This is a genomic window from Pseudomonas sp. MS646, assembly GCF_036693845.1.
Classification (GTDB): domain Bacteria; phylum Pseudomonadota; class Gammaproteobacteria; order Pseudomonadales; family Pseudomonadaceae; genus Aquipseudomonas; species Aquipseudomonas chlororaphis_E.
In genome coordinates this window covers 5,656,201-5,682,828 of the sequence record NZ_CP144763.1, presented here as the reverse complement: position 1 = coordinate 5,682,828, position 26,628 = coordinate 5,656,201, and the positions used below count along the sequence as shown (strand labels likewise).

General features: G+C 62.0%; 23 protein-coding genes. 15 read left to right on the top strand and 8 right to left on the bottom strand.

Annotation, left to right across the window (positions count from 1 at the left end; all coding sequences use genetic code 11):
* Positions 1–6 precede the first annotated feature (6 nt).
* The gene (locus V3H56_RS25180) at positions 7–1,251 is read left to right on the top strand and encodes a metallophosphoesterase (RefSeq protein ID WP_047735907.1); all 1,245 of its coding nucleotides are present in this window, start codon (positions 7–9) and stop codon (positions 1,249–1,251) included.
* 103 nt (positions 1,252–1,354) lie between these two features.
* Here the strand turns inward: V3H56_RS25180 and gbcA are convergent, their stop codons facing one another.
* A complete protein-coding gene (gene gbcA, locus V3H56_RS25175) occupies positions 1,355–2,650 on the bottom strand; it encodes a glycine-betaine demethylase subunit GbcA (protein WP_042730735.1) in 1,296 nt (431 codons plus the stop codon).
* Between the two features lie 281 nt (positions 2,651–2,931).
* Here gbcA and gbcB point away from each other — a divergent pair, with 281 nt between their 5' ends.
* Positions 2,932–4,032 carry a glycine-betaine demethylase subunit GbcB gene (gbcB, locus tag V3H56_RS25170; RefSeq protein WP_042730734.1) on the top strand — a complete coding sequence of 367 codons (1,101 nt, stop codon included), beginning with the start codon at positions 2,932–2,934 and terminating at the stop codon, positions 4,030–4,032.
* 220 nt (positions 4,033–4,252) lie between these two features.
* On the opposite strand, the gene V3H56_RS25165 is transcribed toward gbcB, so the two are convergent.
* Positions 4,253–5,293, bottom strand: coding sequence for a low specificity L-threonine aldolase (locus V3H56_RS25165; RefSeq protein ID WP_047735908.1), 1,041 nt, complete (start codon positions 5,291–5,293; stop codon positions 4,253–4,255).
* Positions 5,294–5,489: 196 nt separating this feature from the next.
* Here V3H56_RS25165 and V3H56_RS25160 point away from each other — a divergent pair, with 196 nt between their 5' ends.
* The 8 genes from V3H56_RS25160 (at position 5,490) to fdhA (ending at position 15,686) form a co-directional block, all read left to right on the top strand.
* The gene (locus tag V3H56_RS25160; protein WP_047735909.1) at positions 5,490–6,206 is read left to right on the top strand and encodes a TraX family protein; all 717 of its coding nucleotides are present in this window, start codon (positions 5,490–5,492) and stop codon (positions 6,204–6,206) included.
* 300 nt (positions 6,207–6,506) lie between these two features.
* Positions 6,507–7,760, top strand: coding sequence for a serine hydroxymethyltransferase (gene glyA, locus V3H56_RS25155; protein WP_042732030.1), 1,254 nt, complete (start codon positions 6,507–6,509; stop codon positions 7,758–7,760).
* Positions 7,761–7,781: 21 nt separating this feature from the next.
* Positions 7,782–9,032 (top strand): sarcosine oxidase subunit beta family protein, encoded by a 1,251-nt coding sequence (locus tag V3H56_RS25150; protein ID WP_024779446.1) that lies wholly within the window; start codon positions 7,782–7,784, stop codon positions 9,030–9,032.
* An 18-nt stretch (positions 9,033–9,050) separates the two neighbouring features.
* Positions 9,051–9,380, top strand: coding sequence for a sarcosine oxidase subunit delta (locus V3H56_RS25145; protein ID WP_042732031.1), 330 nt, complete (start codon positions 9,051–9,053; stop codon positions 9,378–9,380).
* A complete protein-coding gene (locus V3H56_RS25140) occupies positions 9,377–12,394 on the top strand; it encodes a sarcosine oxidase subunit alpha (RefSeq protein ID WP_338473980.1) in 3,018 nt (1,005 codons plus the stop codon). Before V3H56_RS25145 ends, V3H56_RS25140 begins: the two co-directional genes overlap by 4 nt.
* A gap of 190 nt (positions 12,395–12,584) precedes the next feature.
* Positions 12,585–13,217 carry a sarcosine oxidase subunit gamma family protein gene (gene soxG / locus V3H56_RS25135; RefSeq protein ID WP_338473979.1) on the top strand — a complete coding sequence of 211 codons (633 nt, stop codon included), beginning with the start codon at positions 12,585–12,587 and terminating at the stop codon, positions 13,215–13,217.
* Between the two features lie 192 nt (positions 13,218–13,409).
* Entirely contained in the window at positions 13,410–14,267 is an 858-nt protein-coding gene (gene purU / locus V3H56_RS25130; protein ID WP_042729600.1) for a formyltetrahydrofolate deformylase, read from the top strand.
* A 219-nt stretch (positions 14,268–14,486) separates the two neighbouring features.
* The gene (gene fdhA, locus V3H56_RS25125) at positions 14,487–15,686 is read left to right on the top strand and encodes a formaldehyde dehydrogenase, glutathione-independent (RefSeq protein ID WP_047735911.1); all 1,200 of its coding nucleotides are present in this window, start codon (positions 14,487–14,489) and stop codon (positions 15,684–15,686) included.
* A gap of 163 nt (positions 15,687–15,849) precedes the next feature.
* Here the strand turns inward: fdhA and V3H56_RS25120 are convergent, their stop codons facing one another.
* From V3H56_RS25120 to V3H56_RS25110, 3 genes are all read right to left on the bottom strand, one after another.
* Positions 15,850–16,899, bottom strand: a complete 1,050-nt coding sequence (locus tag V3H56_RS25120) for an RHS repeat-associated core domain-containing protein (protein ID WP_080964283.1) — start codon at positions 16,897–16,899, stop codon at positions 15,850–15,852.
* Between the two features lie 24 nt (positions 16,900–16,923).
* The gene (locus V3H56_RS25115; protein ID WP_047735912.1) at positions 16,924–17,136 is read right to left on the bottom strand and encodes a cold shock domain-containing protein; all 213 of its coding nucleotides are present in this window, start codon (positions 17,134–17,136) and stop codon (positions 16,924–16,926) included.
* A 337-nt stretch (positions 17,137–17,473) separates the two neighbouring features.
* Positions 17,474–18,052: a hypothetical protein gene (locus V3H56_RS25110; protein WP_047735913.1), complete on the bottom strand. Its 579-nt coding sequence runs from the start codon at positions 18,050–18,052 to the stop codon at positions 17,474–17,476.
* Positions 18,053–18,230: 178 nt separating this feature from the next.
* Here V3H56_RS25110 and V3H56_RS25105 point away from each other — a divergent pair, with 178 nt between their 5' ends.
* The gene (locus V3H56_RS25105) at positions 18,231–18,809 is read left to right on the top strand and encodes a DUF2780 domain-containing protein (protein ID WP_047735914.1); all 579 of its coding nucleotides are present in this window, start codon (positions 18,231–18,233) and stop codon (positions 18,807–18,809) included.
* Positions 18,810–18,945: 136 nt separating this feature from the next.
* Here V3H56_RS25105 and V3H56_RS25100 read toward each other — a convergent pair whose 3' ends face one another.
* Complete coding sequence (locus V3H56_RS25100) at positions 18,946–19,839, bottom strand: acyltransferase (RefSeq protein WP_042729605.1); 894 nt, start codon at positions 19,837–19,839, stop codon at positions 18,946–18,948.
* Between the two features lie 308 nt (positions 19,840–20,147).
* Between V3H56_RS25100 and V3H56_RS25095 the strand changes: the two genes are divergently transcribed.
* The 4 genes from V3H56_RS25095 (at position 20,148) to creD (ending at position 24,335) form a co-directional block, all read left to right on the top strand.
* Entirely contained in the window at positions 20,148–20,654 is a 507-nt protein-coding gene (locus V3H56_RS25095; RefSeq protein WP_042729606.1) for an ATP-dependent zinc protease, read from the top strand.
* A gap of 69 nt (positions 20,655–20,723) precedes the next feature.
* Positions 20,724–21,404: a two-component system response regulator CreB gene (gene creB, locus V3H56_RS25090; RefSeq protein WP_042729607.1), complete on the top strand. Its 681-nt coding sequence runs from the start codon at positions 20,724–20,726 to the stop codon at positions 21,402–21,404.
* Complete coding sequence (gene creC, locus V3H56_RS25085) at positions 21,404–22,822, top strand: two-component system sensor histidine kinase CreC (protein ID WP_338473978.1); 1,419 nt, start codon at positions 21,404–21,406, stop codon at positions 22,820–22,822. The genes creB and creC overlap by 1 nt, the downstream gene beginning before the upstream one ends.
* 139 nt (positions 22,823–22,961) lie before the next feature.
* Positions 22,962–24,335 carry a cell envelope integrity protein CreD gene (gene creD, locus V3H56_RS25080; protein WP_338473977.1) on the top strand — a complete coding sequence of 458 codons (1,374 nt, stop codon included), beginning with the start codon at positions 22,962–22,964 and terminating at the stop codon, positions 24,333–24,335.
* Between the two features lie 193 nt (positions 24,336–24,528).
* On the opposite strand, the gene V3H56_RS25075 is transcribed toward creD, so the two are convergent.
* Together V3H56_RS25075 and V3H56_RS25070 are read right to left on the bottom strand one after the other, a co-directional pair.
* Positions 24,529–25,158, bottom strand: coding sequence for a glutathione S-transferase (locus V3H56_RS25075; protein WP_047735916.1), 630 nt, complete (start codon positions 25,156–25,158; stop codon positions 24,529–24,531).
* Positions 25,159–25,255: 97 nt separating this feature from the next.
* The gene (locus V3H56_RS25070) at positions 25,256–26,554 is read right to left on the bottom strand and encodes an MFS transporter (protein ID WP_042729612.1); all 1,299 of its coding nucleotides are present in this window, start codon (positions 26,552–26,554) and stop codon (positions 25,256–25,258) included.
* Positions 26,555–26,628 lie beyond the last annotated feature (74 nt).

The window sequence follows — 26,628 nt, the reverse complement described above, 5'->3', positions numbered from 1 at the left end:
GTCCACATGTCATTACTGCATCATTGGGAACATGAGTTCGACAAGGTCAAGGTCCGCCTGCACGGGTTGGTCACGCGGCTGGAAATGTCCTGGAAGAAACTGGTCAACGACCTGGAGCCCGAGGAGTTCCAGGCCATCGTCAAGCTGTTGCAGCGCGGCCACGACCAGGCACGACACGTGATCGAGCACGGCGACCTGCCGGACGACGAGCCGGCCGTGCCGTGGGAGCTGTCCCACGGCCTGTCGATCCTGAAGCTCGGCAACGCCGAGCCCTTGCCGCAGAGCGAGGACGAATTGCCGACCCGGGTACTCAAGGACGGCACCTTGCTGGGTTGTCGCAAATGGGAACTGCTGGACCTGTTATGGAGCGAGGCGCTGCTCAAGTGGATCGAGAACCTGCGCCATCACGCACCGTTCGCCACCACCCCGGCGCTGGTGAAGATGGACCGCGACGTGGTGTTGGCGATCGCCGGAGACTGGGGCACCGGGCCGTTCGACAGCCACGCGCCGGCGGTCGCGGTCGCCAACCAGATGCAACTGGCCCAGGCCGATTTCACCATCCACCTGGGGGATGTGTACTACGCCGGCACCCATTCCCAGGAAGACGTCGACATGGTCGGCTGGCCCCAGGGCAAGCACGGTTCGTTCACCCTCAACTCCAACCATGAGATGTACAGCGGCGCCCACGGTTACTTCAAGGAGCTGGCCAAGCGTTTCCCGGTGCAGCAGGGCACCAGTTATTTCGCCTTGTACAACGACGATTGGCTGGTGGTCGGCCTCGACAGCGCCTACGCCTCGGACGCCATGAACCTGTACATGGACGGCACCCTCAACGCCCAGCAGATCGACTGGATGAAGGGCCTGCCCAAACGCAAGAAGTTGATGGTGCTCAGTCACCACCAGGGCTTTGATATTTCCGGGCACCACAAGACCGCGCTGTACCAGCCGGTGTGCGACGCCTTGGGCCGTGAGCCGGATTATTGGTACTGGGGGCATTTGCACAACGGCATTTGCTACGCCACCCAGGGCGGCTTGCATGCGCGATGCGCCGGGCATGGGGCGATTCCCTATGGCACCACCAGCGAGTTGAACGGGCATGCCCGGGTGCTGTGGTCGGAGACGCAACTGGCGGGGGATGAGGCGTATCCGGAGCGGGTGTTGAACGGGTATGTGAAGGTGCAGTTGAGCGGGGAGGCGATTGTCGAGACGTTCTATGGGGAGGATGGGTCGGTGCGCTGGTCTTCGAAGTAATCAGGTGAATGTCAGGCCGCTATCGCGAGCAAGCTCGCTCCCACAGGTTTTGTGAACGACACAGAACCCCTGTGGGAGCGAGCTTGCTCGCGATGCTTCTGACTTAGCCCTGGACCGGCACGCCCTTGAGGTACGGCGCCGGCTCGGCTCCCAGGTTGTTGAGCATGCGCTCGCTGTACCAGTCGACGAAGTTCACCACGCCGAACTCATAGGTCTTGGAGTACGGGCCAGGCTGGTAGGCGGTGGAGTTGATGCCGCGCTGGTTTTCCTCGGCCAGGCGACGGTCCTGGTCGTTGGTGGCGTCCCAGACTTCGCGCATGCGCGCCACGTCATAGTCCACGCCTTCGACGGCGTCCTTGTGCACCAGCCACTTGGTGGTGACCATGGTTTCCTGGGCGCTGATCGGCCACACGGTGAACACGATGATGTGGTCGCCCATGCAGTGGTTCCACGAATGCGGCAGGTGCAGGATGCGCATCGAGCCCAGGTCCGGGTTCTTGATGCGACCCATCAGCTTGGCGCAGCCTTGCTTGCCGTCCAGGGTCATCGACACGGTGCCCTTGAGCAGCGGCATGCGCACGATACGATTGCGCAGGCCAAAGCTGGCGTGGGCGTAAGGGATCTTCTCGGCTTCCCATGCGGCGGCGGACGCGGCCACGTGGTCCTTGAACGCCTGGTCGGCCCGCGGGTCGGTGACATCGTCCCATTCCAGCAGGGTCTTGAGCAGTTCCGGGTGCGAACCGCCGCAGTGGTAGCACTCGCGGTTGTTTTCCAGCACCAGCTTCCAGTTGGCCTTTTCCATCAAGGTGGTTTGCACCGCCACCTTGGTGTTTTCCATGTCGTACGGTTCCATGTAGTGGCTGAGCGTCGACAGGAAGTCATCGATGGCCGGTGGATTCTCCGCCAGGCTGATGAAGATGTAGCCGCCGGCGGTCTTCACGTTCACTGGCTTGAGGCCGTACTGCTTCATGTCGAAGTCGGCGCCCATCTCGGTGCCGGCGAACAGCAGGCGACCGTCCAGCTCGTAGGTCCACTGGTGATAATGGCAGACCAGCTTGGCCACCTTGCCTTTGTCGCTGGTGCACAGGCGTGAACCGCGGTGGCGGCAGACGTTGTGGAAGGCATGCACCACGCCGTCGGCGCCGCGAATCACGATGATCGGGTTCTTGCCGACCTGCAGGGTCAGGTAGTTGCCCTTGGTCGGGATCTCGCAGGTCATGCCGGCGATCAACCATTCCTTCTGGAAGATCTCCTGCATGTCGATGTCGAACAGGCGCTCGTCGCTGTAGAACGGCTGGGGCAACGAGAACGTGCGCTCGCGCTCCTGCAGCATCTGTGCGGTGGCCTTGCGTGCGGGTTCCAGCGGATCGCCCAGGCTCAGGGTTGTGGTCACGTCCATCGTTGTATCCTCATGGCCATCTGTGTGGCCGGCGAAATGACTAATCGGTTGTGCTACGCAAGGCAGAAAACGTTGTTTGTCTGTTGGGGCGAGTGTGGGGCCGCGCAGGGGGCGAACCTTATCCATGGGCGACATGGCCCAATCTGTTCCCGACGCGCAAGCCCCGGTGGTTGGGGGCTGGTCGCGATAAGTATGTCAATGTCGCGAATAGGTAAACGGCGGTGCCGGGGCCTGCGCACAATCGCCAACATGAAGGCCGGCAGTCGGCCGTGGAGATGAGCATGTCCAATAATTTCCTGAACCCGGTCACCACCCAGACCTGGGCCAATGGCCGACATATCGTGCGGTGCGTCAAAGTCATCCAGGAAACCTGGGATGTGCGTACGTTCTGTTTCATGGCCGACCAGCCGATCATGTTCTTTTTCAAGCCGGGGCAGTTCGTCACCCTGGAGCTGGAGATCGAAGGCCAGCCGGTCATGCGCTCCTACACCATCTCCAGTTCGCCGTCGGTGCCCTACAGTTTCTCGGTGACCATCAAGCGCGTGCCGGGCGGCAAGGTCTCGAACTGGCTGCATGACACCCTGCATGAGGGCCAGGAGCTGGCAGTGCACGGGCCGGTGGGGCTGTTCAATGCCATCGACTTCTCCGCCCCGAAAGTCCTCTACCTCAGCGGCGGCGTCGGCATTACCCCGGTGATGTCCATGGCGCGCTGGTACTACGACACCAATGCCAACGTCGACATGGTGTTCATCCACAGTGCCCGTTCGCCCAAGGACATCATCTACCACCGCGAGCTGGAGCACATGGCGTCGCGGATCGACAACTTCAGCCTGCACCTGATTTGTGAGAAGCATGGCCTGGGCGAGCCTTGGGCCGGTTATCGTGGCTACCTGAACCACAAGATGCTGGAGCTGATGGCGCCGGACTTCATGGAGCGCGAGGTGTTCTGCTGCGGCCCGACGCCGTACATGAACGCGGTCAAGCGCTTGCTGGAGAGTGCCGGCTTCGACATGAAGCGTTATCACGAGGAATCCTTCGGCGCCACGCCGCCGGAAGCCCGGGCCGACGCCGTGGAGCAAGCCGAGCAGGCCGCCGAAGCGCCCGAAGTCGATGCCGCGGACCTGCACCTGGTGGAGTTCACCTCCTCGGGCAAGAGCATTCGCGTGGCACCGGGCGAAACCGTCCATGCCGCCGCCGCCAAGCTCGGCATGATGATTCCCAAGGCCTGTGGCATGGGCATCTGCGGAACCTGCAAGGTGTTGAAGCTGGGTGGGGAAGTGGAGATGGACCACAACGGCGGCATCACCGAGGACGACGAAGCCGAAGGCTACATCCTGTCGTGCTGCAGCGTGCCGAAGGGGGATGTGCGGATCGAGTTCTGATCCGCATCTCTCAGGCAGAACGTGGTTCCTTGTGGCGAGGGGATTTATCCCCGCAGGGCTGCGAAGCAGCCCCCAAACAGCCGACTCGGTTAACCGGATACACTGCGTCCACAGGCTTTAGGGCTGCTTCGCAGCCCATCGGGGATAAATCCCCTCGCCACAGGGTAACCATGTCCCCGGGCCAAACAGTGGTCCGGCCCGGCCTTGGGTGAATCTTTACTTAGCCCGCCATCACTTCCCGGATGTCCGCCGCCAGTTCCCTTACCCGCGCCTCTTCGGTGTCCCACGAGCACATGAAGCGGGCGCCGCCCTTGCCGATGAACGTGTAGAACCGCCAGCCGCGGGCGGTGAGGGTGGTGATGGCGGCTTCCGAGAGTTGCAGGAACACGCCATTGGCCTGGACCGGGAACATCAGTTCCACGCCAGGAATGTCACTCACCAGTTGCGCCAGGAGCTGGGCGCAGTGGTTGGCGTGGCGGGCGTGCTTGAGCCAGGCGTCGTCCTGCAGCAGGCCGACCCAGGGCGCGGAGAGAAAGCGCATCTTCGAGGCCAGTTGTCCCGCCTGCTTGCAGCGGTAGTCGAAGTCTTCGGCCAGATCGTGATTGAAGAACAGGATCGCCTCGCCCACCGCCATGCCGTTTTTCGTCCCGCCGAAGCACAGCACGTCCACGCCGGCTTTCCAGGTCAGGTCGGCCGGGGAGCAGCCGAGGAAAGCGCAGGCGTTGGAAAAGCGCGCGCCGTCCATGTGCAGGTTCAGCCCCAATTCCTTGCAGGTGATGCTGATGGCGCGGATTTCTTCCGGGGTATAGACGCTGCCGACTTCCGTGGCCTGGGTCAGGGTCACGACGCGCGGTTTGGGATAATGGATGTCCTGGCGCTTGAGGGCGATCTCGCGGATCGAGTCGGGGGTCAGCTTGCCGTTTTCGGTGCGGGCCACCAGCAGTTTGGAACCGTTGGAGAAGAACTCCGGCGCCCCGCACTCGTCGGTTTCGACGTGGGCAGTTTCCGAGCAGATCACGCTGTGGTAACTCTGGCACAGCGAGGACAGTGCCAGGGAGTTGGCCGCGGTGCCGTTGAACGCGAAGAACACTTCGCAGTCGGTTTCAAACAAGGCGCGGAAATCATCGGCGGCCCGGTGGGTCCACTCATCGTCGCCGTAGGCGCGTTGGTGGCCCTGGTTGGCTTCTTCCATGGCGGCCCAGGCTTCGGGGCAAATACCGGAATAGTTGTCGCTGGCAAACTGTTGACTCTTGTCGGTCATGGCCTTGCTCCTGAGGTAGAGAGTCCTGGATAAAGAGTTCCCTGAGTGGACGTCCCGGGTGGGGGCGTTCCGGGGTCGGCGCGCTTGGGTCCACGACGCCGTGTTCGATGTTGGTGCGCACTTTACCCAAGATTAGCGGGGGAACACACCGGATGTTTCTGTCAGGAAATCACAATGTCATTGCGTCGCCTTGCCCATGAGCCGACGTGACGGGGCGCTGGATCTGCTCAAGTGGCTGGCTCTGTTGGCGATGGTGCTCGATCATCTGCGATATGTCGGTTTCTCCGCCGATTGGCTGTACGTACCGGGGCGCCTGGCATTTCCCTGGTTCTGTCTGGCGATGGCGGCAAACCTGGCGCGCATCGGCGCCAGCGCCCTGCCGTGGCGTTACCTGGGCTGGTTGCTGTTGTTCGGCGCGGTGAGTGAAGTGCCTTATCGGCTGTTCTTTCCTGAGGGGGCGACGCTCAATGTGCTGCCGACCCTGACCCTGGGCTTGCTGGTGGCGCGCAGTTGGCAGACGCCGACCCTGGAGGCGCGCGGCCTGGCGGTGGGGGCGCTGTTGTTGTCGGCGTGGTTCTCTGCGCAACTGATGTTCGGCTTCTTCGGCGTGTTGCTGCCACTGGCGTTGCTGCTGGTGATTCGCCGGCCCTGGTACTTCGCCGTGTTGCCGGGGGTGGTGTGCGTGGCGGCCAATCAGTGGCGGGCGCTTTACGGCGCGGCGTGGCTGGGCAATGCCGTGGCGCTGTGGGGGTTGGTGGCTTGCCTGCTGGCGCCAGTGCTTGGGCTGTTGCTGTTGCGACAGGCTGGTCGTATTCATCCGCCGGCGATGCGGCGTTGGGCTTATGCACTTTATCCAGCGCATTTTCTGGTTCTGCTCGTGGTTCGGCAGGTCATTACCCAAGCAATGAGATGAAGGCCTGTGGCGAGGGGATTTATCCCCGTTGAGCTGCGAAGCAGCTCCCTGAATCAGTCAATCCGGTCATTCTGATACACCGTACCCGCAGGCTTGGGGGCCGCTTCGCGCCCCAGCGGGGATAAATCCCCTCGCCACAGTGATCGCGTCATACGCCATGTCGTAAACGCGCCTTTGTGTGGCGTCCATAGGCATTTGACCTGTCTGCGCCAGCCATACCATCGCTTCCAAAGGGCACGACCAAAGGGTCCGTGCCTCACCGAGACGAAAAGGCGCACCGCCGCCGCTGGGAGAGACGCGATGTTCAGCAAGCAAGACCAAATCCAAGGCTATGACGATGCACTGCTGGCGGCGATGAATGCCGAAGAGCAACGCCAGGAAGATCACATCGAGCTGATCGCGTCGGAAAACTACACCAGCAAGCGTGTGATGCAGGCCCAGGGCAGTGGCCTGACCAACAAATACGCCGAAGGCTATCCAGGCAAGCGCTACTACGGTGGCTGCGAGCACGTCGACAAGGTCGAAGCCCTGGCCATCGAGCGCGCCAAGCAACTGTTCGGTGCCGACTACGCCAACGTCCAGCCGCACTCCGGTTCTTCGGCCAACAGCGCCGTGTACCTGGCCCTGCTGCAAGCCGGCGACACCATCCTGGGCATGAGCCTGGCCCACGGTGGTCACCTGACCCACGGCGCCAAGGTGTCGTCCTCGGGCAAGCTCTATAACGCGGTGCAGTACGGCATCGACACCACCACCGGCCTGATCGACTACGACGAAGTCGAGCGCCTGGCGGTCGAGCACAAGCCGAAAATGATCGTTGCCGGTTTCTCGGCCTACTCCAAGACCCTCGACTTCCCGCGTTTCCGCCAGATCGCCGACAAGGTCGGTGCGCTGCTGTTCGTCGACATGGCCCACGTGGCGGGCCTGGTCGCCGCCGGCCTGTACCCGAACCCGCTGCCTTATGCCGACGTGGTCACCACCACCACCCACAAGACCCTGCGCGGTCCACGTGGCGGCCTGATCCTGGCCAAGTCCAACGAAGAGATCGAGAAGAAGCTCAACGCCGCGGTATTCCCCGGCGCCCAGGGCGGTCCGCTGATGCACGTGATCGCCGGTAAGGCCGTGTGCTTCAAGGAAGCGCTGGAGCCCGGCTTCAAGGCCTACCAGCAGCAAGTGATCGAGAATGCCCAGGCCATGGCTGGCGTGTTCATCAAGCGCGGCTACGATGTAGTGTCCGGCGGCACCGATAACCACCTGTTCCTGGTCAGCCTGATCCGTCAGGGCCTGACCGGCAAGGACGCCGATGCCGCCCTGGGCCGCGCCCACATCACCGTCAACAAGAACGCCGTGCCGAACGACCCGCAGTCGCCATTCGTGACCTCGGGCCTGCGCATCGGTACTCCGGCGGTGACCACTCGCGGTTTCAAGGTTTCCCAGTGCGTGACGCTGGCCGGCTGGATCTGCGACATCCTCGACAACCTCGGCGACGCCGATGTCGAAGCCAACGTCGCCCAGCAAGTGTCGGCCCTGTGCGCGGACTTCCCGGTTTATCGCTGAGTCGGTTTTGGAGTAATGACTATGCAACGCTATTCGGGCTTCGGCCTCTTCAAACACTCTCTCAGCCATCACGAAAACTGGCAGCGGATGTGGCGCACGCCGACCCCGAAGAAAGTCTACGACGTGGTGATCGTCGGCGGTGGCGGGCATGGCCTGGCGACCGCCTACTACCTGGCCAAGGAACACGGCATCACCAACGTGGCCGTGGTCGAGAAGGGTTGGCTGGGCGGCGGTAACACCGCGCGCAACACCACCATCGTGCGCTCCAACTACCTGTGGGACGAATCGGCCCACCTGTACGAGCACGCCATGAAGCTCTGGGAAGGCCTGTCCCAAGACCTGAACTACAACGTCATGTTCTCCCAGCGCGGTGTGTACAACCTGTGCCACACCCTGCAGGACATCCGTGATTCCGAGCGCCGGGTCAACGCCAACCGCCTCAACGGCGTGGACGGCGAACTGCTCAACGCCAAGCAAGTGGCCGACGAGATCCCGTACCTGGACTGTTCGAAGAACACCCGTTACCCGGTGCTGGGCGCCACTGTCCAGCGTCGCGGCGGCGTGGCCCGTCACGATGCCGTGGCCTGGGGCTTTGCCCGTGCCGCCGACGCCTTGGGCGTGGACCTGATCCAGCAGACCGAAGTGATCGGTTTCCGGAAGGAAAACGGCGTGTGCATCGGTGTGGAAACCAACAAGGGCTTCATCGGCGCCAAACGCGTCGGCGTGGTGACCGCCGGTAACTCCGGGCACATGGCCAAGCTGGCCGGTTTCCGCCTGCCGGTCGAATCCCATCCGCTGCAAGCGCTGGTGTCCGAGCCGATCAAGCCGATCATCGACAGCGTGATCATGTCCAACGCCGTGCACGGCTACATCAGCCAGTCCGACAAGGGCGACCTGGTGATCGGTGCCGGTATCGACGGCTGGGTCGGCTACGGCCAGCGCGGTTCGTACCCGGTGATCGAACACACCATCCAGGCCATCGTCGAGATGTTCCCGGTGCTCTCGCGGGTGCGCATGAACCGCCAGTGGGGCGGCATCGTCGACACCACGCCGGACGCCTGCCCGATCATCTCCAAGACCCCGGTGCCGAACATGTTCTTCAACTGCGGTTGGGGCACCGGCGGCTTCAAGGCCACCCCGGGCTCGGGCAACGTGTTTGCCGCCAGCCTGGCCAAGGGTGAGATGCACCCACTGGCCGCGCCGTTTTCCATCGACCGTTTCCACAACGGCGCATTGATCGACGAACACGGCGCTGCTGCCGTCGCCCACTAACAGGAAGGAGAAATCCCTATGTTGCACATCTTCTGTCCTCACTGCGGCGAACTGCGCTCCGAAGAGGAATTCCATTCGTCCGGCCAGGCGCACATCCCCCGTCCACTGGACCCGAATGCCTGCACCGACGAGCAGTGGGGCGACTACATGTTCTTCCGCGACAACCCGCGCGGCCTGCACCATGAGTTGTGGATCCACGCGGCCGGTTGCCGCCAGTACTTCAACGCGACCCGTGACACGGTGAGCTACGAAATCCTGGAAACCTACAAGATCGGCCAAAAGCCGCAATTCACCGACAAGGCTGACAGTCCGAAAGCGGCCGCACAGGCTCTGGGAGAGAAGGTATGAGCCAGATCAATCGCCTGTCCAACGGCGGACGGATCGACCGCAATAAAGTGCTGAGCTTCACCTTCAACGGCCAGACCTACAAAGGCTTCGAAGGCGACACCCTGGCCGCCGCATTGCTGGCCAACGGTGTCGATATCATTGGCCGCAGCTTCAAGTATTCCCGTCCGCGCGGCATCTTCGCCGCCGGTGCGGAAGAGCCAAACGCCGTGTTGCAGATCGGTGCCACCGAAGCCACCCAGATCCCTAACGTGCGGGCCACGCAACAGGCGCTGTACCAGGGCCTGGTCGCCACCAGCACCAACGGCTGGCCGAACGTGAACAACGACATGATGGGCATCCTCGGCAAGGTCGGCGGCAAGCTGATGCCGCCGGGCTTCTACTACAAGACCTTCATGTATCCACAGTCGTTCTGGATGACGTACGAGAAGTACATCCGCAAGGCCGCGGGCTTGGGTCGCTCGCCGACCGAGAACGATCCGGACACCTACGACTACATGAACCGTCACTGCGACGTGCTGGTGGTCGGTGCCGGTCCTGCCGGCCTGGCTGCCGCGCTGGCAGCGGCCCGCAGCGGTGCGCGAGTGATCCTGGCAGACGAGCAGGAAGAGTTCGGCGGCAGCCTGCTCGACTCCCGCGAGAGCCTGGACGGCAAGCCGGCCACCGAATGGGTGGCGGCGGTGATCGCCGAGCTGCGTTCGATGCCGGAAGTCGTGCTGTTGCCGCGCGCCACCGTCAACGGCTACCACGACCATAACTTCCTGACCATCCACGAGCGCCTCACCGACCACCTCGGTGACCGTGCGCCGATCGGCCAGGTGCGCCAGCGCATCAACCGTGTCCGCGCCAAGCGCGTGGTGTTGGCCACCGGCGCCTGCGAGCGGCCGCTGGTCTACGGCAACAACGACGTGCCGGGCAACATGCTGGCCGGCGCGGTTTCCACCTACGTGCGTCGCTACGGCGTGGCACCGGGCAAGAAACTGGTACTGAGCACCAACAACGACCACGCCTATCGCGTGGCGCTGGACTGGTTCGACGCCGGCCTGCAAGTGGTGGCCGTCGCCGATGCCCGTAGCAACCCACGGGGTGCGCTGGTGGAAGAGGCACGTGCCAAGGGCATCCGCATCCTCACCGGCAGCGCCGTGATCGAGGCCCGTGGCAGCAAGCGCGTGACCGGTGCCCGTGTCGCCGCGATCGACGTGCGTGCACAAAAAGTCACCAGCCCAGGCGAATGGCTGGACTGCGACCTGGTCGCCAGTTCCGGCGGCTACAGCCCGGTGGTCCACCTGGCTTCGCACCTGGGCGGCAAGCCGATCTGGCGTGAAGACATCCTCGGTTTCGTACCGGGCGAAGCACCGCAGAAGCGCGTGTGCGTCGGCGGCGTGAATGGCGTCTACGGCCTGGGCGATTCCCTGGCCGATGGTTTCGAAGGCGGCGTGCGTGCGGCCAGCGAAGCCGGCTTCAAGGCGGTAGAGGGCGTGTTGCCCAAAGCCTTGAGCCGCCACGAAGAGCCGACCCTGGCGCTGTTCCAGGTGCCTCACGAAAAAGCCACTGCACGGGCGCCGAAGCAATTCGTCGACCTGCAGAACGACGTCACTGCCGCCGCGATCGAACTCGCCACCCGCGAAGGCTTCGAGTCGGTCGAGCACGTCAAGCGCTACACCGCCCTGGGCTTCGGCACCGACCAAGGCAAGCTGGGCAACGTCAACGGCCTGGCCATCGCGGCGCGTTCGCTGAACGTGAGCATCCCGCAGATGGGCACCACGATGTTCCGTCCGAACTACACGCCGGTGACCTTCGGCGCGGTGGCCGGCCGGCATTGCGGGCACATCTTCGAACCGGTTCGCTTCACCGCGCTGCACGCCTGGCACGTGAAGAACGGTGCCGAATTCGAAGACGTCGGCCAATGGAAACGCCCTTGGTATTTCCCAAGGAACGGCGAAGACCTGCACGCTGCGGTCAAGCGCGAATGCAAGGCCGTGCGCGATAGCGTCGGCCTGCTGGACGCCTCGACCCTGGGCAAGATCGACATCCAGGGCCCGGATGCCCGCGAGTTCCTCAACCGCATCTATACCAACGCCTGGACCAAGCTCGACGTGGGCAAGGCGCGCTACGGCCTGATGTGCAAGGAAGACGGCATGGTCTTCGACGACGGGGTCACCGCCTGCGTCGCCGACAACCATTTCATCATGACCACCACCACCGGCGGTGCGGCCCGTGTGCTGCAATGGCTGGAGATCTACCAGCAGACCGAATGGCCGGACCTGAAGGTGTACTTCACCTCGGTCACCGACCACTGGGCGACCATGACCCTGTCGGGGCCCAACAGCCGCAAGCTGCTGAGCGAAGTCACCGACATCGACCTGGACCGTGACGGCTTCCCGTTCATGACCTGGAAGGAAGGCCTGGTGGGCGGCGTGCCGGCCCGGGTGTTCCGGATCTCGTTCACCGGTGAGCTGTCGTACGAAGTCAACGTGCAGGCCGACTACGCCATGGGCGTGCTCGAGAAGATTGTCGAGGCGGGCAAGAAGTACAACCTGACCCCGTACGGCACAGAAACCATGCACGTACTGCGGGCCGAGAAGGGCTTCATCATCGTCGGCCAGGACACCGACGGCTCGATGACCCCGGACGACCTGAACATGGGTTGGTGCGTGGGCCGTACCAAACCGTTCTCGTGGATCGGCTGGCGCGGCATGAACCGTGAAGATTGCGTGCGTGAGAACCGCAAGCAACTGGTGGGCCTCAAGCCGATCGACCCGAATGTCTGGCTGCCGGAAGGCGCGCAATTGGTCTTCAACCCCAAGCAGACGATCCCGATGACCATGGTCGGTCACGTGACCTCCAGCTACGCGCACAACTCCCTGGGCTATTCGTTTGCCATGGGTGTGGTCAAGGGGGGCTTGAAGCGTATCGGTGAGCGGGTCTTCTCGCCGCAGGCCGATGGCAGCGTGATCGAGGCCGAGATCGTTTCCTCGGTGTTCTTCGATCCGAAGGGGGATCGGCAGAATATCTGATGACCGTCAGATTCTGTGGAGGCAGGGCTGCCGCATTCGCGAGCAAGCCCGCTCCCACAGGATCGAAGGGGTTGAAGAAATTTAGGCCAGGCATCAATCCAATGTGGGAGCGGGCTTGCTCGCGAAGACGGCAGCACAGTCACTACAAGGGTTGAGCCCAGCGCACTACTGAATTCAAGACAGGTGCTATATGACAGCAGCCAATGTTTACCAACAACGCCCGACCACCGGGGCCAAAGCCGAGTCGTCGCTGCACCATGCCGACCTCGCCAGCCTGGTGGGCAAGGGTCGCAAGAACGCCGGCGTGACCGTGCGCGAGAAGAAACTCCTGGGCCATTTGACCATTCGTGGCGATGGTCACGACGCCGCATTCGCCGCCGGCGTGCACAAGGCCCTGGGCATCGAGTTGCCGGGCGCGCTGAGCATCATCGTCAAGGGCGAAACCAGTCTGCAATGGATGGGCCCGGATGAATGGTTGCTGGTCGTACCGACCGGTGAAGAGTTCGCCGCCGAGCAAAAACTGCGTGAAGCCCTGGGCGACCTGCACATCCAGATCGTCAACGTCAGCGGCGGCCAGCAGATCCTCGAACTGTCGGGCCCGAACGTGCGCGATGTGCTGATGAAGTCCACCAGCTACGACGTCCACCCAAGCAATTTCCCGGTGGGCAAGGCCGTGGGCACGGTGTTCGCCAAGTCGCAACTGGTGATCCGCCACACCGGCGAAGACACCTGGGAGCTGCTGATCCGCCGCAGCTTCTCGGATTACTGGTGGCTGTGGTTGCAGGACGCTTCGGCTGAGTATGGCTTGAGTGTTCAGGTTTAACGCAGTGCTCGAATGCTTTTGTGGCGAGGGAGCTTGCTCCCGCTCGGCTGCGTAGCAGTCGTAAACCTGAGCCCGCGTTCCTGATAAGGACGCGGTTGCTGACATTGGGGTTGCTGCGCAACCCAGCGGGAGCAAGCTCCCTCGCCACAGGGTTTCTCTGTCGCACCGAAAATTTGAACAGGAGTCACCGCAATGAGCCGCGCCCCAGACACATGGATCTTGACTGCCGATTGCCCCAGCGTGCTCGGCACGGTGGACGCGGTGACCCGCTTTCTGTTCGAGCAGGGCTGCTACGTCACTGAACACCATTCCTTCGACGACCGTCTTTCGGCGCGGTTCTTCATTCGCGTGGAATTCCGCCAGCCCGAGGGCTTCGACGAACAGGGTTTCCGTGCCGGCCTGGCCGAACGTGCCCAAGCCTTTGGCATGGTCTTCGAGCTGACTGCGCCGAACTACCGGCCCAAAGTGGTGATCATGGTCTCCAAGGCCGATCACTGCCTCAACGACTTGCTCTACCGCCAGCGCATCGGCCAGTTGTCCATGGACGTGGTGGCCGTGGTGTCCAACCACCCGGACCTCAAGCCGCTGGCCGACTGGCACCAGATCCCCTACTACCATTTCCCCCTGGACCCGAACGACAAACCGGCCCAGGAGCGCCAGGTGTGGCAGGTGATCGAAGACACCGGCGCTGAACTGGTGATCCTCGCCCGCTACATGCAGGTGCTGTCGCCGGAGCTGTGCCGCAAGCTCGATGGCAAGGCGATCAACATCCATCACTCCCTGCTGCCGGGCTTCAAGGGCGCCAAGCCGTATCACCAGGCCTACAACAAGGGCGTGAAGCTGGTGGGCGCGACGGCGCACTACATCAACAACGACCTGGACGAAGGCCCGATCATCGCCCAGGGCGTGGAGGTGGTGGATCACAGCCACTACCCCGAGGACCTGATCGCCAAGGGGCGGGATATCGAAGGGCTGACGCTGGCCCGGGCGGTGGGATATCACATTGAACGGCGGGTGTTCCTCAACGCCAACAGAACGGTCGTTCTCTAGTTTTCAAGGACTGCTTCGCAGTCCATTCGCGAGCAAGCCCGCTCCCACAGGATTTGTGTCGCATACAGATCTCGGACCCACCAGAAATTCAAATGTGGGAGCGGGCTTGCTCGCGAAGAGGCCCTTACAGACAACAAAGAAACAAGCACTAACCCGAGCAATCAACGCGCTGCCTGTCTAGGCAACGCAGTTTCATAAAAACAACAGCGAGGTGAAAGCATGTCCGGTAATCGTGGTGTCGTGTATCTCGGCCAAGGCAAGGTCGAAGTGCAGAAAATCGACTATCCCAAAATGCAGGACCCGCGCGGCAGGAAGATCGAGCACGGCGTCATCCTGCGCGTAGTCTCCACCAACATCTGCGGCTCCGACCAACACATGGTGCGTGGCCGTACCACCGCCCAGACCGGCCTGGTCCTGGGGCACGAGATCACCGGTGAAGTGATCGAGAAGGGCAGCGACGTCGAGAACCTGAAGATCGGTGACCTGGTGTCGGTGCCGTTCAACGTGGCCTGCGGCCGCTGCCGTTCCTGCAAAGAGCAACACACCGGTGTCTGCCTGACCGTCAACCCGGCACGTGCCGGCGGTGCCTACGGTTACGTCGACATGGGCGACTGGACCGGCGGCCAGGCCGAATACGTGCTGGTGCCGTACGCTGATTTCAACCTGTTGAAACTGCCGGACCGCGACAAGGCCATGGAAAAAATCCGTGACCTGACCTGCCTCTCCGACATCCTGCCAACCGGCTACCACGGTGCCGTCACTGCTGGCGTCGGCCCAGGCAGCACCGTGTACATCGCTGGCGCCGGCCCGGTTGGCCTCGCGGCCGCTGCTTCGGCGCGCCTGCTGGGTGCGGCCGTGGTGATCATCGGTGACGTCAACTCCATCCGCCTGGCTCACGCCAAGGCGCAGGGCTTTGAAATCGTCGACCTGTCCACCGACACCCCACTGCACGAGCAAATCGCCGCATTGCTGGGCGAGCCAGAGGTTGATTGCGCCGTTGACTGCGTCGGCTTCGAAGCCCGCGGCCATGGCCACGACGGCGTCAAGCACGAAGCCCCGGCCACCGTACTCAACTCACTGATGCAAGTGACCCGCGTTGCCGGCAAGATCGGTATCCCCGGCCTGTACGTGACCGAAGACCCGGGCGCCGTCGATGCCGCCGCCAAGATCGGTGCCCTGAGCATCCGCTTCGGCCTGGGCTGGGCCAAATCCCACAGCTTCCACACCGGCCAGACCCCGGTCATGAAGTACAACCGCGCGCTGATGCAAGCGATCATGTGGGACCGCATCAACATTGCCGAAATCGTCGGTGTGCAGGTGATCAGCCTGGATGATGCGCCGCAGGGGTATGGCGAGTTCGATGCGGGTGTGCCGAAGAAGTTTGTGATTGATCCGCATAAGATGTTTAGTGCGGCTTGAAGCGCTTGGATTAGAGGGGAGGGCGACTTTAGTCGCCCTTTTATTTGGGTTGTAAATCATCGTTAAAAAGAGCAGGCACCGCCAAAGTAGTGCGACGTATGGACGGCCCTCACTGAAGAGGAAAGAGTGTCGTTAATTCTCTGGTAGAGAATAAATATTTTGTCTATTGTCTGCGTATTGAAACTACCTCTTCATAGAGTGGGGGTCTTGTTGGGTCTAGCGAGGCGTAGGCGGGTGGAGAATCCAATACTCCACGGATTTCGAAAGTAGGAGTGCCAGGGATTTCAAGATGACTGGGGCCTGTATGGGGAGCGTTAAGGATTTCATCGAAAGTTATTAAGTTCTGTTGGTGCATTGCCCGGTCTCTATTTACCTGTGTTATCAGGTTTTGGTAAAGGTCTATAAGCTCTGGCCGCACGTTTTTGTGTTTCGACATCATTGCCGCTAGGGCAGTAATTCTTTTCTCTTGTTCGATAAGGGTTTTGCTGCTTTGGATCAGAAAATTTTCCCCGTTAATAAGCTCTGGCGGAATTTCGATGTTGGAATTTTTGTATGGTTTTGTAGGGTATTTCATGAAATTTTCCAGTGGAACATTGGCTGGTACTTTTAATTTTATCCCATGAATACGTACCGTGTCGCTGGCTGTTCTAAGTCCCGCTAGGGCTAATAATGAATTTATGAAAGTATGTCCGTTAGGGTCTGCTCTATTTATAGGATCGCCTTGACAGTATGCATACGCATTTAGACCGCCCTTCCCAAATGGACTCATCGTGTCTGGGCTGTTAAATCGCATCAGCACCGGATTGAACGCACGATAACCATTGCCCAGTAAATAGTGCCCCGTCACCGGCTCCGGCCGTTCGCCGTTGAATCCGAGCAGGCTGAGTAGACCCTGTTTCAAGGCGCGGTGACCATATGGCATATAGGCGAGGATATGAGGCTGCGATGTGTCGAACGCGTGCAATACCGACCGCTGTTGATCAGTTGTGAGCAGCGTGGTTTTGACGGCATCATCCTGTTGCTGTTGTTGAGCCAGGACTAGATCGCCTTGCTGGAAAATCGAACGTCGCGCGGAACCTTGAATTTCAGTAGATAAGCGATCCTTCAGGTAGAACCGTTGGGAAACGACCAGGGCGGTTGGCGTACAGCCGACCAGTCGATCCAAAGGGTCGTAGCTGTAACGGCAGAGCAGGTTTTTACGCTTGAGCGGCATGATGGTACTCCTCAGGAAGATAATCTATTCCGGCGCCACTCTCGTCGCCTGCTTGCCCTTCGTACCCTGCTCGATTTCAAAAGAGACGGCCTGTCGCTCTTTCAGCGTCTTGTAACCCTCGCCGTCTATCGCTGAGTAATGAACGAACAGTTCTTCACCCCCTTTGCCGCAGGTAATGAAGCCATAGCCTTTTGCATCGTTAAACCATTTAACGGTTCCTTTGATTCGGTCGCTCATTTTTATTGTCCTATGCCCGAATGAATAAAGGCGCAGGGAGCTGAAGGCTCGTCCGCCTCGTTTCCGTTGACACAATGGGAGCTTAATTTCGGGCAGAACGAGTGCCTACTGTCAGAGCTGACAGTCGGCCATGCCGAAAGGAAATAACCGTTTGCCGGTGATATTCAGATGACTGTCACGAAGCGGTCATGCCGCAGCGCGGCTGCCTGTACCCCACTGACCAAACACCATTGTGGCGAGGGAGCTTGCTCCCGCTGGGGTGCGAAGCAGCCCTCGCTTTTCAGAAGCCAGGGGCGAGCGCTGCGCACTTGAGCGCGAGCAAGCTCGCTCGCCACGGTCAGTCGCGGGCGGTTGCCGTCCTGACCCGCTCGCAGAATTCAGGGTAGAAACCCTGTGTACTCGGGTTGCGACAGTCGTCTTGAACCTGGGCCAGGGCGGCACGGCTCAATGTCAGGCTACGGGGTTGGCTGGCGAAGGTGGTGTAGCCGTCCTGTTGGGTTTTGATGGCGTCGAAACCCTGCATGTCGTAGGCCAGCTCCACATCGTCGTCGGCCAGCCGTCGGGCCTGGACCGTCACGTGGGCGTACTGCTTGCCGCCCGGCGCGTTATTGAGTGCCGCCAGGCCGTGGCCGACCACGCGCAACAGGTCTCCCACCCAGGCGTCGTCGCTTTGCGGGGGCACAGCGGGACGATAGCGCACCGTCAGCGTTTGCGAGTCGTTGCGGATGGCCTCGGTCAGGGCCGGGTCGTAGCGCTTGATACGGTGTTCAATGGTCAACCAGGTCTTTCGCTCGTCGCTGGTGCCGTCGGCCACTTCAGGGTTGAGCGGGCCGCGTTGGCATTCGCTGACGCCCAAGGCAATGAGCATGCCCGTCAGGATGACCGCGAGCGTCGCTCCACCGATTTTTATATTCATAAGCAAAACTCGCGAGAGAGAGGCGCACTGTACGGTAACCCGGTGGGCGTTGACAGGGCGAGGCGTGATCGGTCGTCGACATCCACATGTGGAACAATCGCCTTGGGGCCCAGTCCAACGCCCGATTTCATACCGCCGACCCCAGGCGGTTTTTCATTGCCCCGAGAGGTTCCCCCCAATGAAGGTTTCACGCGGTTTCGCCCTGTCTTGCCTGCTCTCGTTCGCGGCGAGCCCGGCCTTCGCCCAATTCAGCCTCGATGATGCGGCCAACGTGTTGTCGGCGATGCAGGGCAATCAGAATGGGCAAGGGGAGGGCGCGGTGGCCGCGGCGCCAAAAGCCGCCGGATTGCTCAATACGCTCGGTTCGGAACTCAAGATCACCCCGGAACAGGCCATTGGCGGTGCCGGTGCGATGCTCGGGCTGGCGAAGAACCGGCTTAGCGAGCCGCAGTTTTCCGAGTTGAGCAGAAGCGTGCCGGGCCTTGATCAGATCGCCGGTAACCATGCCCTGGGTGGGCTCAATGGTTTGGGTGGGTTGCTGGGTGGTGGCTCGGACAAGAGTGTCTTGCTCGATGGTTTGCTGGGTAACGTCAAGGATACTCGGGACTTGAACAACGCTTTCAGTGCGCTGGGCATGGACACCGGGATGATTGGCCAGTTTGCGCCGGTGATTCTTGAGTATCTTGGGCAGCAGGGAGTGGGGAGTTCGTTGTTGCAGAATTTGGGTGGCATCTGGGGCGGTGGAACGGGTGTCTGATCAGTGGTTTTCGCTATAAGGCCATGCGCACGGTTCTGTGAGGATGCGGCCGGCTTGTCCCCAGGTTCGATGAAAGGTCCAGTCATCAGGACCTTGCATCGGCGGCATTCCAGGCGCTGCCTACTAATCAGAAGTGTCAGTCGCTTTGCCTTTCGTCACGCAAAACTGCAATCCGCCGATCCTTGTCGGTCCACAGCTGATTCACCCAGTCCTGCACTTGTTGGCGAAATACCGGGTCGTTTTCGTAGTCGCCCTGCCACAGCGCCGGGTCCAGCTCGCGGGTCTGGATGTCGATGATGACCCGGGGCACGGCGCCGCTGATCAGGTCCCAGAACCCGGGGATCCGGTCTTGGGGATAGACCACCGTGACGTCCAGGATCGCGTCCAGTTGTTCGCCCATCGCCGCCAGTACGAACGCCACGCCACCGGCCTTGGGCTTGAGCAGGTGGGTGAAGGGCGATTGTTGCTGCTGGCTTTTGGCGGTGGTGAAGCGGGTGCCTTCGAGGTAGTTGACCACGGTGACCGGTTGGCGCTTGAACAGCTCGCAGGCGGCCTTGGTGATTTCCAGGTCCTTGCCGGCCAGTTCCGGATTCTTGGCCAGGAAGGCCTTGGTGTAGCGCTTCATGAAGGGGTAGTCCAGCGCCCACCAGGCCAGGCCGAGGAACGGCACCCAGATCAGCTCCTTCTTGAGGAAGAACTTGAAGAACGGCGTGCGGCGGTTGAGGGTCTGGATCAGGGCGGGGATGTCCACCCAGGATTGGTGATTGCTGATGACCAGGTAGGACGTGTCGCCACGCAGGTCGGCACCGCCGCGGATGTCCCAACGGGTGGGGATGCACAGGGCGAAGATCAGCTTGTCGATTTCGGCCCAGGTCTCGGCGATCCACATCACCGCCCAGGAGGCGTAGTCACGAAAGCGTCCGGGCAGGATCAGCTTGAGCAGGGCGAACACCATCAATGGGCCGAACAGCACCAGGGTGTTGAGCAACAGCAGCAGCGTGACGAGACAGCCGGTGAGCAAGCGGCGCATAAATGACTCTTGCAGACAGATGGGCGGGCCATGATAAGCAGCTTCGGGCGGCAGGCCAAATAGGCGTGGACGAATGTTTCACTTTTTGGCCGGTATGCTGGGTTTGCTTCCGTGGCGAGGGGATTTATCCCCGTTGGGCAGCGCAGCTGCCCGAATGCTGTGCTGCGATCCAGCACCATGGCGAGCGCTTCGCACTCGAACGGGGATAAATCCCCTCGCCACAAAGGCAGCACAGTGGTGTCGAGGGCAACCGAACGAATTTATCGGCAACGGTCTAAAATCCCAACCCACACAGGAAGCCCTATCGCATGAAATCCATTCTCGCCCTGCTCTCCCTGGTGGCCCTTCCAGTGCTGGCCGCCGAGCCGACCCTGTACGGGCGCTATGAATACATCGCGCTGCCGGAAATCGGCGGTGAAGTGCTCAAGGCCAAGATGGACACCGGCGCGCTGACCGCTTCGCTGTCGGCCAAGGACATCGAGACCTTCACCCGCGACGGCGATGACTGGGTGCGCTTCCGCCTGGCCACCAAGGATGCGAGCAACAAGGTCTACGAGCACAAGATCGCGCGCATCAGCAAGATCAAGACCCGCTCCGAAGAAGATGACGACGACAACGAAACCATCGCCCCGAGCAAGCGCCCGGTGGTGGACCTGGAAATGTGCCTGGGTAACGTCAAGCGTACCGTGGAGGTCAACCTGACCGACCGCAGCAGCTTCAACTACCCGTTGCTGATCGGCGCCAAGGCCCTGCGCGAGTTTGGTGCAGCGGTGAACCCGGCTCGGCGTTATACGGCTGACAAGCCGGACTGCTGATTTCCCCGATTGACGTGCCCCTGGGGTTGGGGCACCGTTCCGGCAACTTTACTGTCGGGCGCGCAAGACATGCCTCATATTCTGATTGTCGAAGACGAAGCCGCCATCGCCGATACGCTGGTGTTTGCGCTGCAAGGAGAGGGTTTCGACACCACCTGGCTGAGCCTCGGCGCGGCGGCCCTCGAACACCAGAAGCACACGCCGGCGGACCTGATCATCCTCGATGTGGGCCTGCCGGATATCAGTGGATTTGAAACCTGCAAGAATCTCAGACGTTTCAGCGACGTTCCGGTCATTTTTCTGACAGCTCGGGATGGCGAGATCGACCGGGTCGTGGGCCTGGAGATCGGCGCCGACGATTACGTGGTCAAGCCCTTCAGCCCCCGGGAAGTGGCGGCCAGGGTCCGCGCGATTCTCAAGCGCGTGGCCCCGCGCCCGGCGCCGGAGTTGGGCACGGCGCTGTTCCAGGTGGACAACGACCGGGTGCAGATCAGCTATCGCGGCAAGCCGCTGAACCTGACCCGCCACGAGTTCCGCCTGCTTAACTGCCTGCTGGAGCAGCCGGAGCGGGTCTTCAGCCGCGAACAGTTGCTCGACGCCCTGGGTGTCGCCAGTGATGCCGGCTACGAGCGCAGCATCGACAGCCACATCAAGAGCGTGCGCGCCAAGTTGCGCCTGGTCAGGGCCGAGGCCGAGCCGATCCAGACCCATCGCGGCCTCGGCTACAGCTACAGCCCGGGGCACAGCTGATGTCGCTGGGGATCCGGATTTTCCTGGTCTACGTGCTGTTTATCGGCCTGACCGGGTATTTCGTGCTCGGCACGGTGATCGAGCAGATCCGCCCTGGCGTGCGCCAGTCCACCGAAGAAACCCTGGTGGACACGGCCAACCTGATGGCCGAGATCCTGCGGGACGATTTCAAGGTCGGTACCCTCAACCAGAATCGCTGGCCGCAACTGCTCAAGGCCTACGGCGAACGCCAGCCGGCGGCGTCGATCTGGGGCTTGCCGAAGAACCAGGTCAACCATCGGATCTACGTCACCGATGCCAACGGGATCGTGGTGCTCGACTCCAGTGGGGTGGCGGTGGGCCAGGATTATTCGCGCTGGAACGACGTGTACCTGACCTTGCGCGGCCATTACGGCGCCCGTTCGAGCCGCAGCGATCCGGATGACCCGGCGTCCTCGGTGATGCACGTCGGCGCGCCCATTCGCGACAACGGCCGGATCATCGGCGTGGTCACCGTCGCCAAGCCCAACAGCTCGCTGCAGCCCTATATCGACCGCACGGAGCGGCGCCTGCTGTTGTATGGCGCTGGCTTGATTGGCCTGGGCCTGCTGCTCGGCGCTGTGCTGTCGTGGTGGCTCAGTTCGGCGCTGCGTCGCCTGACCCGTTATGCCCAGGCCGTCAGCCAGGGGCAACGGGTGGAAGTGCCGCATTATCGCGGCGGCGAGTTCGAGCAACTGGCGGGCGCCGTGGAGCACATGCGCACGCAGTTGGAAGGCAAGTCCTATGTCGAGCGCTACGTGCACACGCTGACGCATGAACTCAAGAGCCCCCTGGCGGCGATTCGCGGCGCCGCCGAGCTGCTGCAGAGCGACATGCCCGCGGCCCAGCACCAGCGCTTCGTCAGCAACATCGACAGCGAAAGCGTGCGCATGCAGCAGTTGATCGAACGCCTGCTCAACCTGGCCCAGGTCGAACAGCGCCAGGGCCTGGAGGAAGTCGTCGCGGTGCCGCTGGCGGCGTTGTTCGATCAACTGCTGGAGGCGCGCAGCGGTTGGATCGAGGGCCGTCAGTTGCGAATCGAACGGCACATCGCGGCCGACCTGGTGTTGATGGGCGAGCCGTTCCTGCTGCGCCAGGCGCTGGGCAACCTGCTGGAGAACGCCCTGGACTTCACCCCGGCCGAAGGGCTGCTGCGCCTCAGCGCCGAGCGTACCGGCCAGCGGGTGGAGATCCGCCTGTTCAATCAGGCCGAGCCGATCCCCGACTACGCGCTGCCACGCCTGAGCGAGCGTTTCTATTCCCTGCCGCGCCCTGGCACCGGCCGCAAGAGCACGGGCCTGGGGCTCAACTTCGTGGAGGAAGTGGTGCAGTTGCATGCCGGGGAGTTCACCATCGGCAATGTCGAGGGTGGGGTGGAAGTGGTGCTGCGGTTGCCCTGAAGAGCGAGTTCTCCCTGGAGGAGTACCGTTGTGGCGAGGGCAAGAGCGGTCGAGTCTCCACACAATCTCCACATTGCCCCCATGAACGCCCCACACAGCACCCCCAGACTCTCCCTCAATCGAACAGGGAGAGCCCCACATGAACCGCAGCCTCGCTATAAAACTGGGCATGATTGCCCTCTTGATCCTCCTGCTGATGATCCCCTTGCTGATGATCAACGGCCTCATCGACGAGCGCCAGGAACTGCGTGACGGCGTACTGCAAGACATTGCCCGCAGTTCCAGCCGCAGCCAGCAACTCATTGGGCCGATGATCGTCGTGCCGTTTCGCAAGGACGTGCGGGTCTGGAACACCAACGAGAAGACTGGCGTGCGCTTCCTGGAAACCGTCGAACAAAGCGGCGAGTTGTACTTCTTGCCGGAGCAGTTCGAACTCGACGGTCAGGTGCGCACAGAGACCCGTGCCCGGGGCATCTATGAAGCGCGGCTGTTCCATGCCGACAACCGCATCGATGGCCGCTTCAAGGTGCCTGAACACTATGGCGTCGCGACCAAGGACCTGGCCGACTACCGTTTCGACCAGCCGTACCTGACGGTCGGTATCAGTGACATCCGTGGCATCGAGAATGCGCTGACTCTGACGCTCAATCAGCAAACCGTCGATTTCCTGCCCGGCTCGCGAGTCGGCTGGCTGGGGCAGGGCGTGCACGTGCCGCTGCCGATGATCACTGCCCAGGGCAGTGCCGACCTGATCTTTGGTTTCGACCTACGCCTGCAAGGCACCGGCGAGCTGCAGATCCTGCCGGTGGGCAAGTCTACCAAGGTGCATCTGTCGGCCGACTGGCCACACCCGAGTTTCATCGGCAATTACCTGCCGGTCCAGCGTGACATCAATGAGCAAGGCTTCAGTGCTGACTGGCAGACGTCGTTTTTTTCCACCAACCTCGAAGAAGCGCTGCAAAGCTGTGAAACCAGCGACAGCTGCGAGGCGTTCCGCAGCCGGGCTTTCGGCGTGAGTTTCATCGATCCGGTGGACCAGTACCTCAAGACCGACCGGGCGATCAAATATGCGCTGCTGTTCGTCGCGTTGACCTTCGCCGGCTTCTTCCTGTTCGAGGTGCTCAAGAGCCTGGCGGTGCACCCGGTGCAATACGCATTGGTAGGCGTGGCGCTGGCGTTCTTCTACCTGCTGCTGTTGTCGTTGTCCGAGCACATCGGCTTCGCCCTGGCCTATCTGGCATCCGCCAGTGCCTGCGTGGTGTTGATCGGTTTCTATGTGTGCCATGTGTTGCGCAGCGTGAGCCATGGCGTGGCCTTTTCGGTGGGGCTGGCAGCGTTGTATGGCCTGCTCTACGGTTTGCTGAGCGCTGAGGACTACGCCTTGCTGATGGGCTCGTTGTTGCTGTTCGCCCTGCTCGGTGTGTTCATGGTGCTGACCCGCAAGCTGGACTGGTACGGGGTGGGGGCGAAGCCGGCAGCGGCCATGTCCTTCGAGCTGGGAGAGGTGAAATGAGCCGGTCGCTGGGGTTGCGGGAGGATCAGCGATTGGCAGAGGTGCTGGTGACGCGGATTGCCGGGTTGTTTCCGATGGGTCGCATTGGCCTTATCGCGAGCAAGCTCGCGCCCACAGGAGACCTCGTTTACCCAGGCAACGAAGCCAAATGTGGGAGCTTGCTCGCGATGGGGCCGGTGCAGCCAGGGCAGAACTAGACTTTGGGCACTGTTTCAATCATTGAAGGCCGCAAGCTCACCTCGGCAAACCACGCCGCCAATTGCGGGTTGGCCTTGCGCCATTCCAGGTCCGGGTGGCGCAGGTCGAGATAGCCCAAGGCACAGGCCACGCTGATGGACGCTACGTCGAAATGACTGGCCAACTCAGCGATGGCCTCGGCTTCAAGCACGCCCACGGCACGGCGGATCTTGTCCCGTTGCGCATCGAGCCATTCGTCCCAGTGCTTTTCCACCGGGCGCAGAGCGGTTTCATAACGAATCATGACTGCCGCATCCATGATGCCATCGGCCATGGAGGCCAGGGTCAGGCGTCGCCAGCGGGCCGCGCCGTCCCGGGGGATCAACGGGTTGCCGACGTGCTGATGGTCGAGGTAGTCGAGGATCACGCGACTGTCATGGATCACCGTCCCGTTGGCCAGGCGCAGGGCCGGGATCTTGCTCAACGGGTTGTCGTCGATGAGCGCCCGGTCCGGCTTGACCGGTGTGAGCTGGCTGAGCTGCAACGTCACGCGGTCCTGCTGGCCGGTTTCGTGCAGCAGCACCAGGACCTTGCGAACGAAAGGTGAAGCGGGGTTGTGGAACAGCGTCATGCTGGGGGTGGACATGGCAACGTCTCGGGTCAGTGGCACGTGTTGCGCAGCATAGCGCGTCATTCGTGCCCAAGGCAGTGCGACCGGGCCTTGGTGGCCCGGTCGTCGCGGGTCAAGCGGCCGGTTGCAGCGCCTGGGGTTGCGCTGACGGTGTCGTCGGTTGTGGCTTGAGTTCCCGGGCGACGGTCCAGACGATAAACGCCGCGACCACGTCGAAGATCGCCAGCATCACGAACAGCGGGCTGTAGCCGATTTTGGTCACCATCACGCCAAACACCAGGGTGAAGGCCGCAGCGCCGAGGTAGCCGAACATCCCGCCCATGCCGGTGGCGGTGGCGACTTCATGCTTGCCGAACGAGTCGGACGTGATGGCGTACAGCGCGCCGGACAAGGTCTGGTGGGCGAAGCCGCCGATGCACAGCAGGGCGATGGCGGTGTACGGGCTCTCGACCAGGCCGATGCAGGCCGGGCCGATCATGCAGGACGCGCCGAACAGCAAGACCATCTTGCGGGAGGTGAACAGCGACACCTTGCAATACTTGTGGAAGAACGGGCTCAGGTAACCGCCCAGCACGCAGCCAAGGTCCGCGGCCAGGAACGGCAGCCAGGCGAACATTGCGATTTCCTTGATGTTCATGTGCCGCTCGGTCATCAGGTACAGCGGGATCCAGGCATTGAAGGTCTGCCAGGCCGGCTCGGAGAGAATCCGCGCGCTGGCGATGGCGTAGAAGTTGCGGCTGGCAATGATCGTCTTCCAGCTGCCTTTTTTCGGCGCCTGGTCCTTGAAGTGGGCTTCCTGGCCGTTGAGGATGTAGTCGCGCTCGGTGTCGCTCAGGCGCTTCTGGTCACGTGGGTGCTTGTAGAGGATCAGCCACAGGAACGTCCAGGCGATGCCCAGGCCGCCGACGATCAGGAAGGCCAGTTCCCAGCCACTGTTCAGGATCGCCCAGACGACCAGCGGCGGGGCCAGGACGGCCCCGATCGACGAGCCGATGTTGAACCAGCCGATGGCGACCGAACGCTCCTTGGCCGGAAACCATTCGGTGGAGGCCTTGACCGCTGCCGGCAACCCGGCCGCTTCGGTCACGCCCAACAACCCACGGAAGAAGGCCAGGCCTTGCCAGCCCGAGGCCATGGCTGCCGCGGCGCAGGCCAGGGACCAGGCGAACGCAAAAATGGCGAAGCCCATCTTGGTGCCGATGGCATCGATGATGTAGCCGGCCACCGGCTGCATCAGCGCGTAGCAGACCTGCCAGGCCACGACGATGTGCGAATACTGCTCGGTGGAAATGTTCATGTCGCTCATCAGGGTGGGGGCAGCCACCGAGAGGGTATTGCGGGCCAGGTAGTTGACCATCAGGCCGGCCGTGACCAGGCCGACCATCCACCAGCGGATGCCTTTGATTTTCATCACTTCACCATGATTATTTTTGGATTTGGTGTCGCAGGGATGTTTGTTGTAGGTTGTCGTACAACGTGCGCATT

Excerpts from the sequence above, each read along its gene's own strand:
- V3H56_RS25180 (WP_047735907.1), top strand. The coding sequence starts at position 7 with ATGTCATTACTGCATCATTGGGAACATGAGTTCGACAAGGTCAAGGTC.
- gbcA (WP_042730735.1), bottom strand. The coding sequence starts at position 2,650 with ATGGACGTGACCACAACCCTGAGCCTGGGCGATCCGCTGGAACCCGCA.
- gbcB (WP_042730734.1), top strand. The coding sequence starts at position 2,932 with ATGTCCAATAATTTCCTGAACCCGGTCACCACCCAGACCTGGGCCAAT.
- V3H56_RS25165 (WP_047735908.1), bottom strand. The coding sequence starts at position 5,293 with ATGACCGACAAGAGTCAACAGTTTGCCAGCGACAACTATTCCGGTATT.
- V3H56_RS25160 (WP_047735909.1), top strand. The coding sequence starts at position 5,490 with ATGAGCCGACGTGACGGGGCGCTGGATCTGCTCAAGTGGCTGGCTCTG.
- glyA (WP_042732030.1), top strand. The coding sequence starts at position 6,507 with ATGTTCAGCAAGCAAGACCAAATCCAAGGCTATGACGATGCACTGCTG.
- V3H56_RS25150 (WP_024779446.1), top strand. The coding sequence starts at position 7,782 with ATGCAACGCTATTCGGGCTTCGGCCTCTTCAAACACTCTCTCAGCCAT.
- V3H56_RS25145 (WP_042732031.1), top strand. The coding sequence starts at position 9,051 with ATGTTGCACATCTTCTGTCCTCACTGCGGCGAACTGCGCTCCGAAGAG.
- V3H56_RS25140 (WP_338473980.1), top strand. The coding sequence starts at position 9,377 with ATGAGCCAGATCAATCGCCTGTCCAACGGCGGACGGATCGACCGCAAT.
- soxG (WP_338473979.1), top strand. The coding sequence starts at position 12,585 with ATGACAGCAGCCAATGTTTACCAACAACGCCCGACCACCGGGGCCAAA.
- purU (WP_042729600.1), top strand. The coding sequence starts at position 13,410 with ATGAGCCGCGCCCCAGACACATGGATCTTGACTGCCGATTGCCCCAGC.
- fdhA (WP_047735911.1), top strand. The coding sequence starts at position 14,487 with ATGTCCGGTAATCGTGGTGTCGTGTATCTCGGCCAAGGCAAGGTCGAA.
- V3H56_RS25120 (WP_080964283.1), bottom strand. The coding sequence starts at position 16,899 with ATGCCGCTCAAGCGTAAAAACCTGCTCTGCCGTTACAGCTACGACCCT.
- V3H56_RS25115 (WP_047735912.1), bottom strand. The coding sequence starts at position 17,136 with ATGAGCGACCGAATCAAAGGAACCGTTAAATGGTTTAACGATGCAAAA.
- V3H56_RS25110 (WP_047735913.1), bottom strand. The coding sequence starts at position 18,052 with ATGAATATAAAAATCGGTGGAGCGACGCTCGCGGTCATCCTGACGGGC.
- V3H56_RS25105 (WP_047735914.1), top strand. The coding sequence starts at position 18,231 with ATGAAGGTTTCACGCGGTTTCGCCCTGTCTTGCCTGCTCTCGTTCGCG.
- V3H56_RS25100 (WP_042729605.1), bottom strand. The coding sequence starts at position 19,839 with ATGCGCCGCTTGCTCACCGGCTGTCTCGTCACGCTGCTGCTGTTGCTC.
- V3H56_RS25095 (WP_042729606.1), top strand. The coding sequence starts at position 20,148 with ATGAAATCCATTCTCGCCCTGCTCTCCCTGGTGGCCCTTCCAGTGCTG.
- creB (WP_042729607.1), top strand. The coding sequence starts at position 20,724 with ATGCCTCATATTCTGATTGTCGAAGACGAAGCCGCCATCGCCGATACG.
- creC (WP_338473978.1), top strand. The coding sequence starts at position 21,404 with ATGTCGCTGGGGATCCGGATTTTCCTGGTCTACGTGCTGTTTATCGGC.
- creD (WP_338473977.1), top strand. The coding sequence starts at position 22,962 with ATGAACCGCAGCCTCGCTATAAAACTGGGCATGATTGCCCTCTTGATC.
- V3H56_RS25075 (WP_047735916.1), bottom strand. The coding sequence starts at position 25,158 with ATGTCCACCCCCAGCATGACGCTGTTCCACAACCCCGCTTCACCTTTC.
- V3H56_RS25070 (WP_042729612.1), bottom strand. The coding sequence starts at position 26,554 with ATGAAAATCAAAGGCATCCGCTGGTGGATGGTCGGCCTGGTCACGGCC.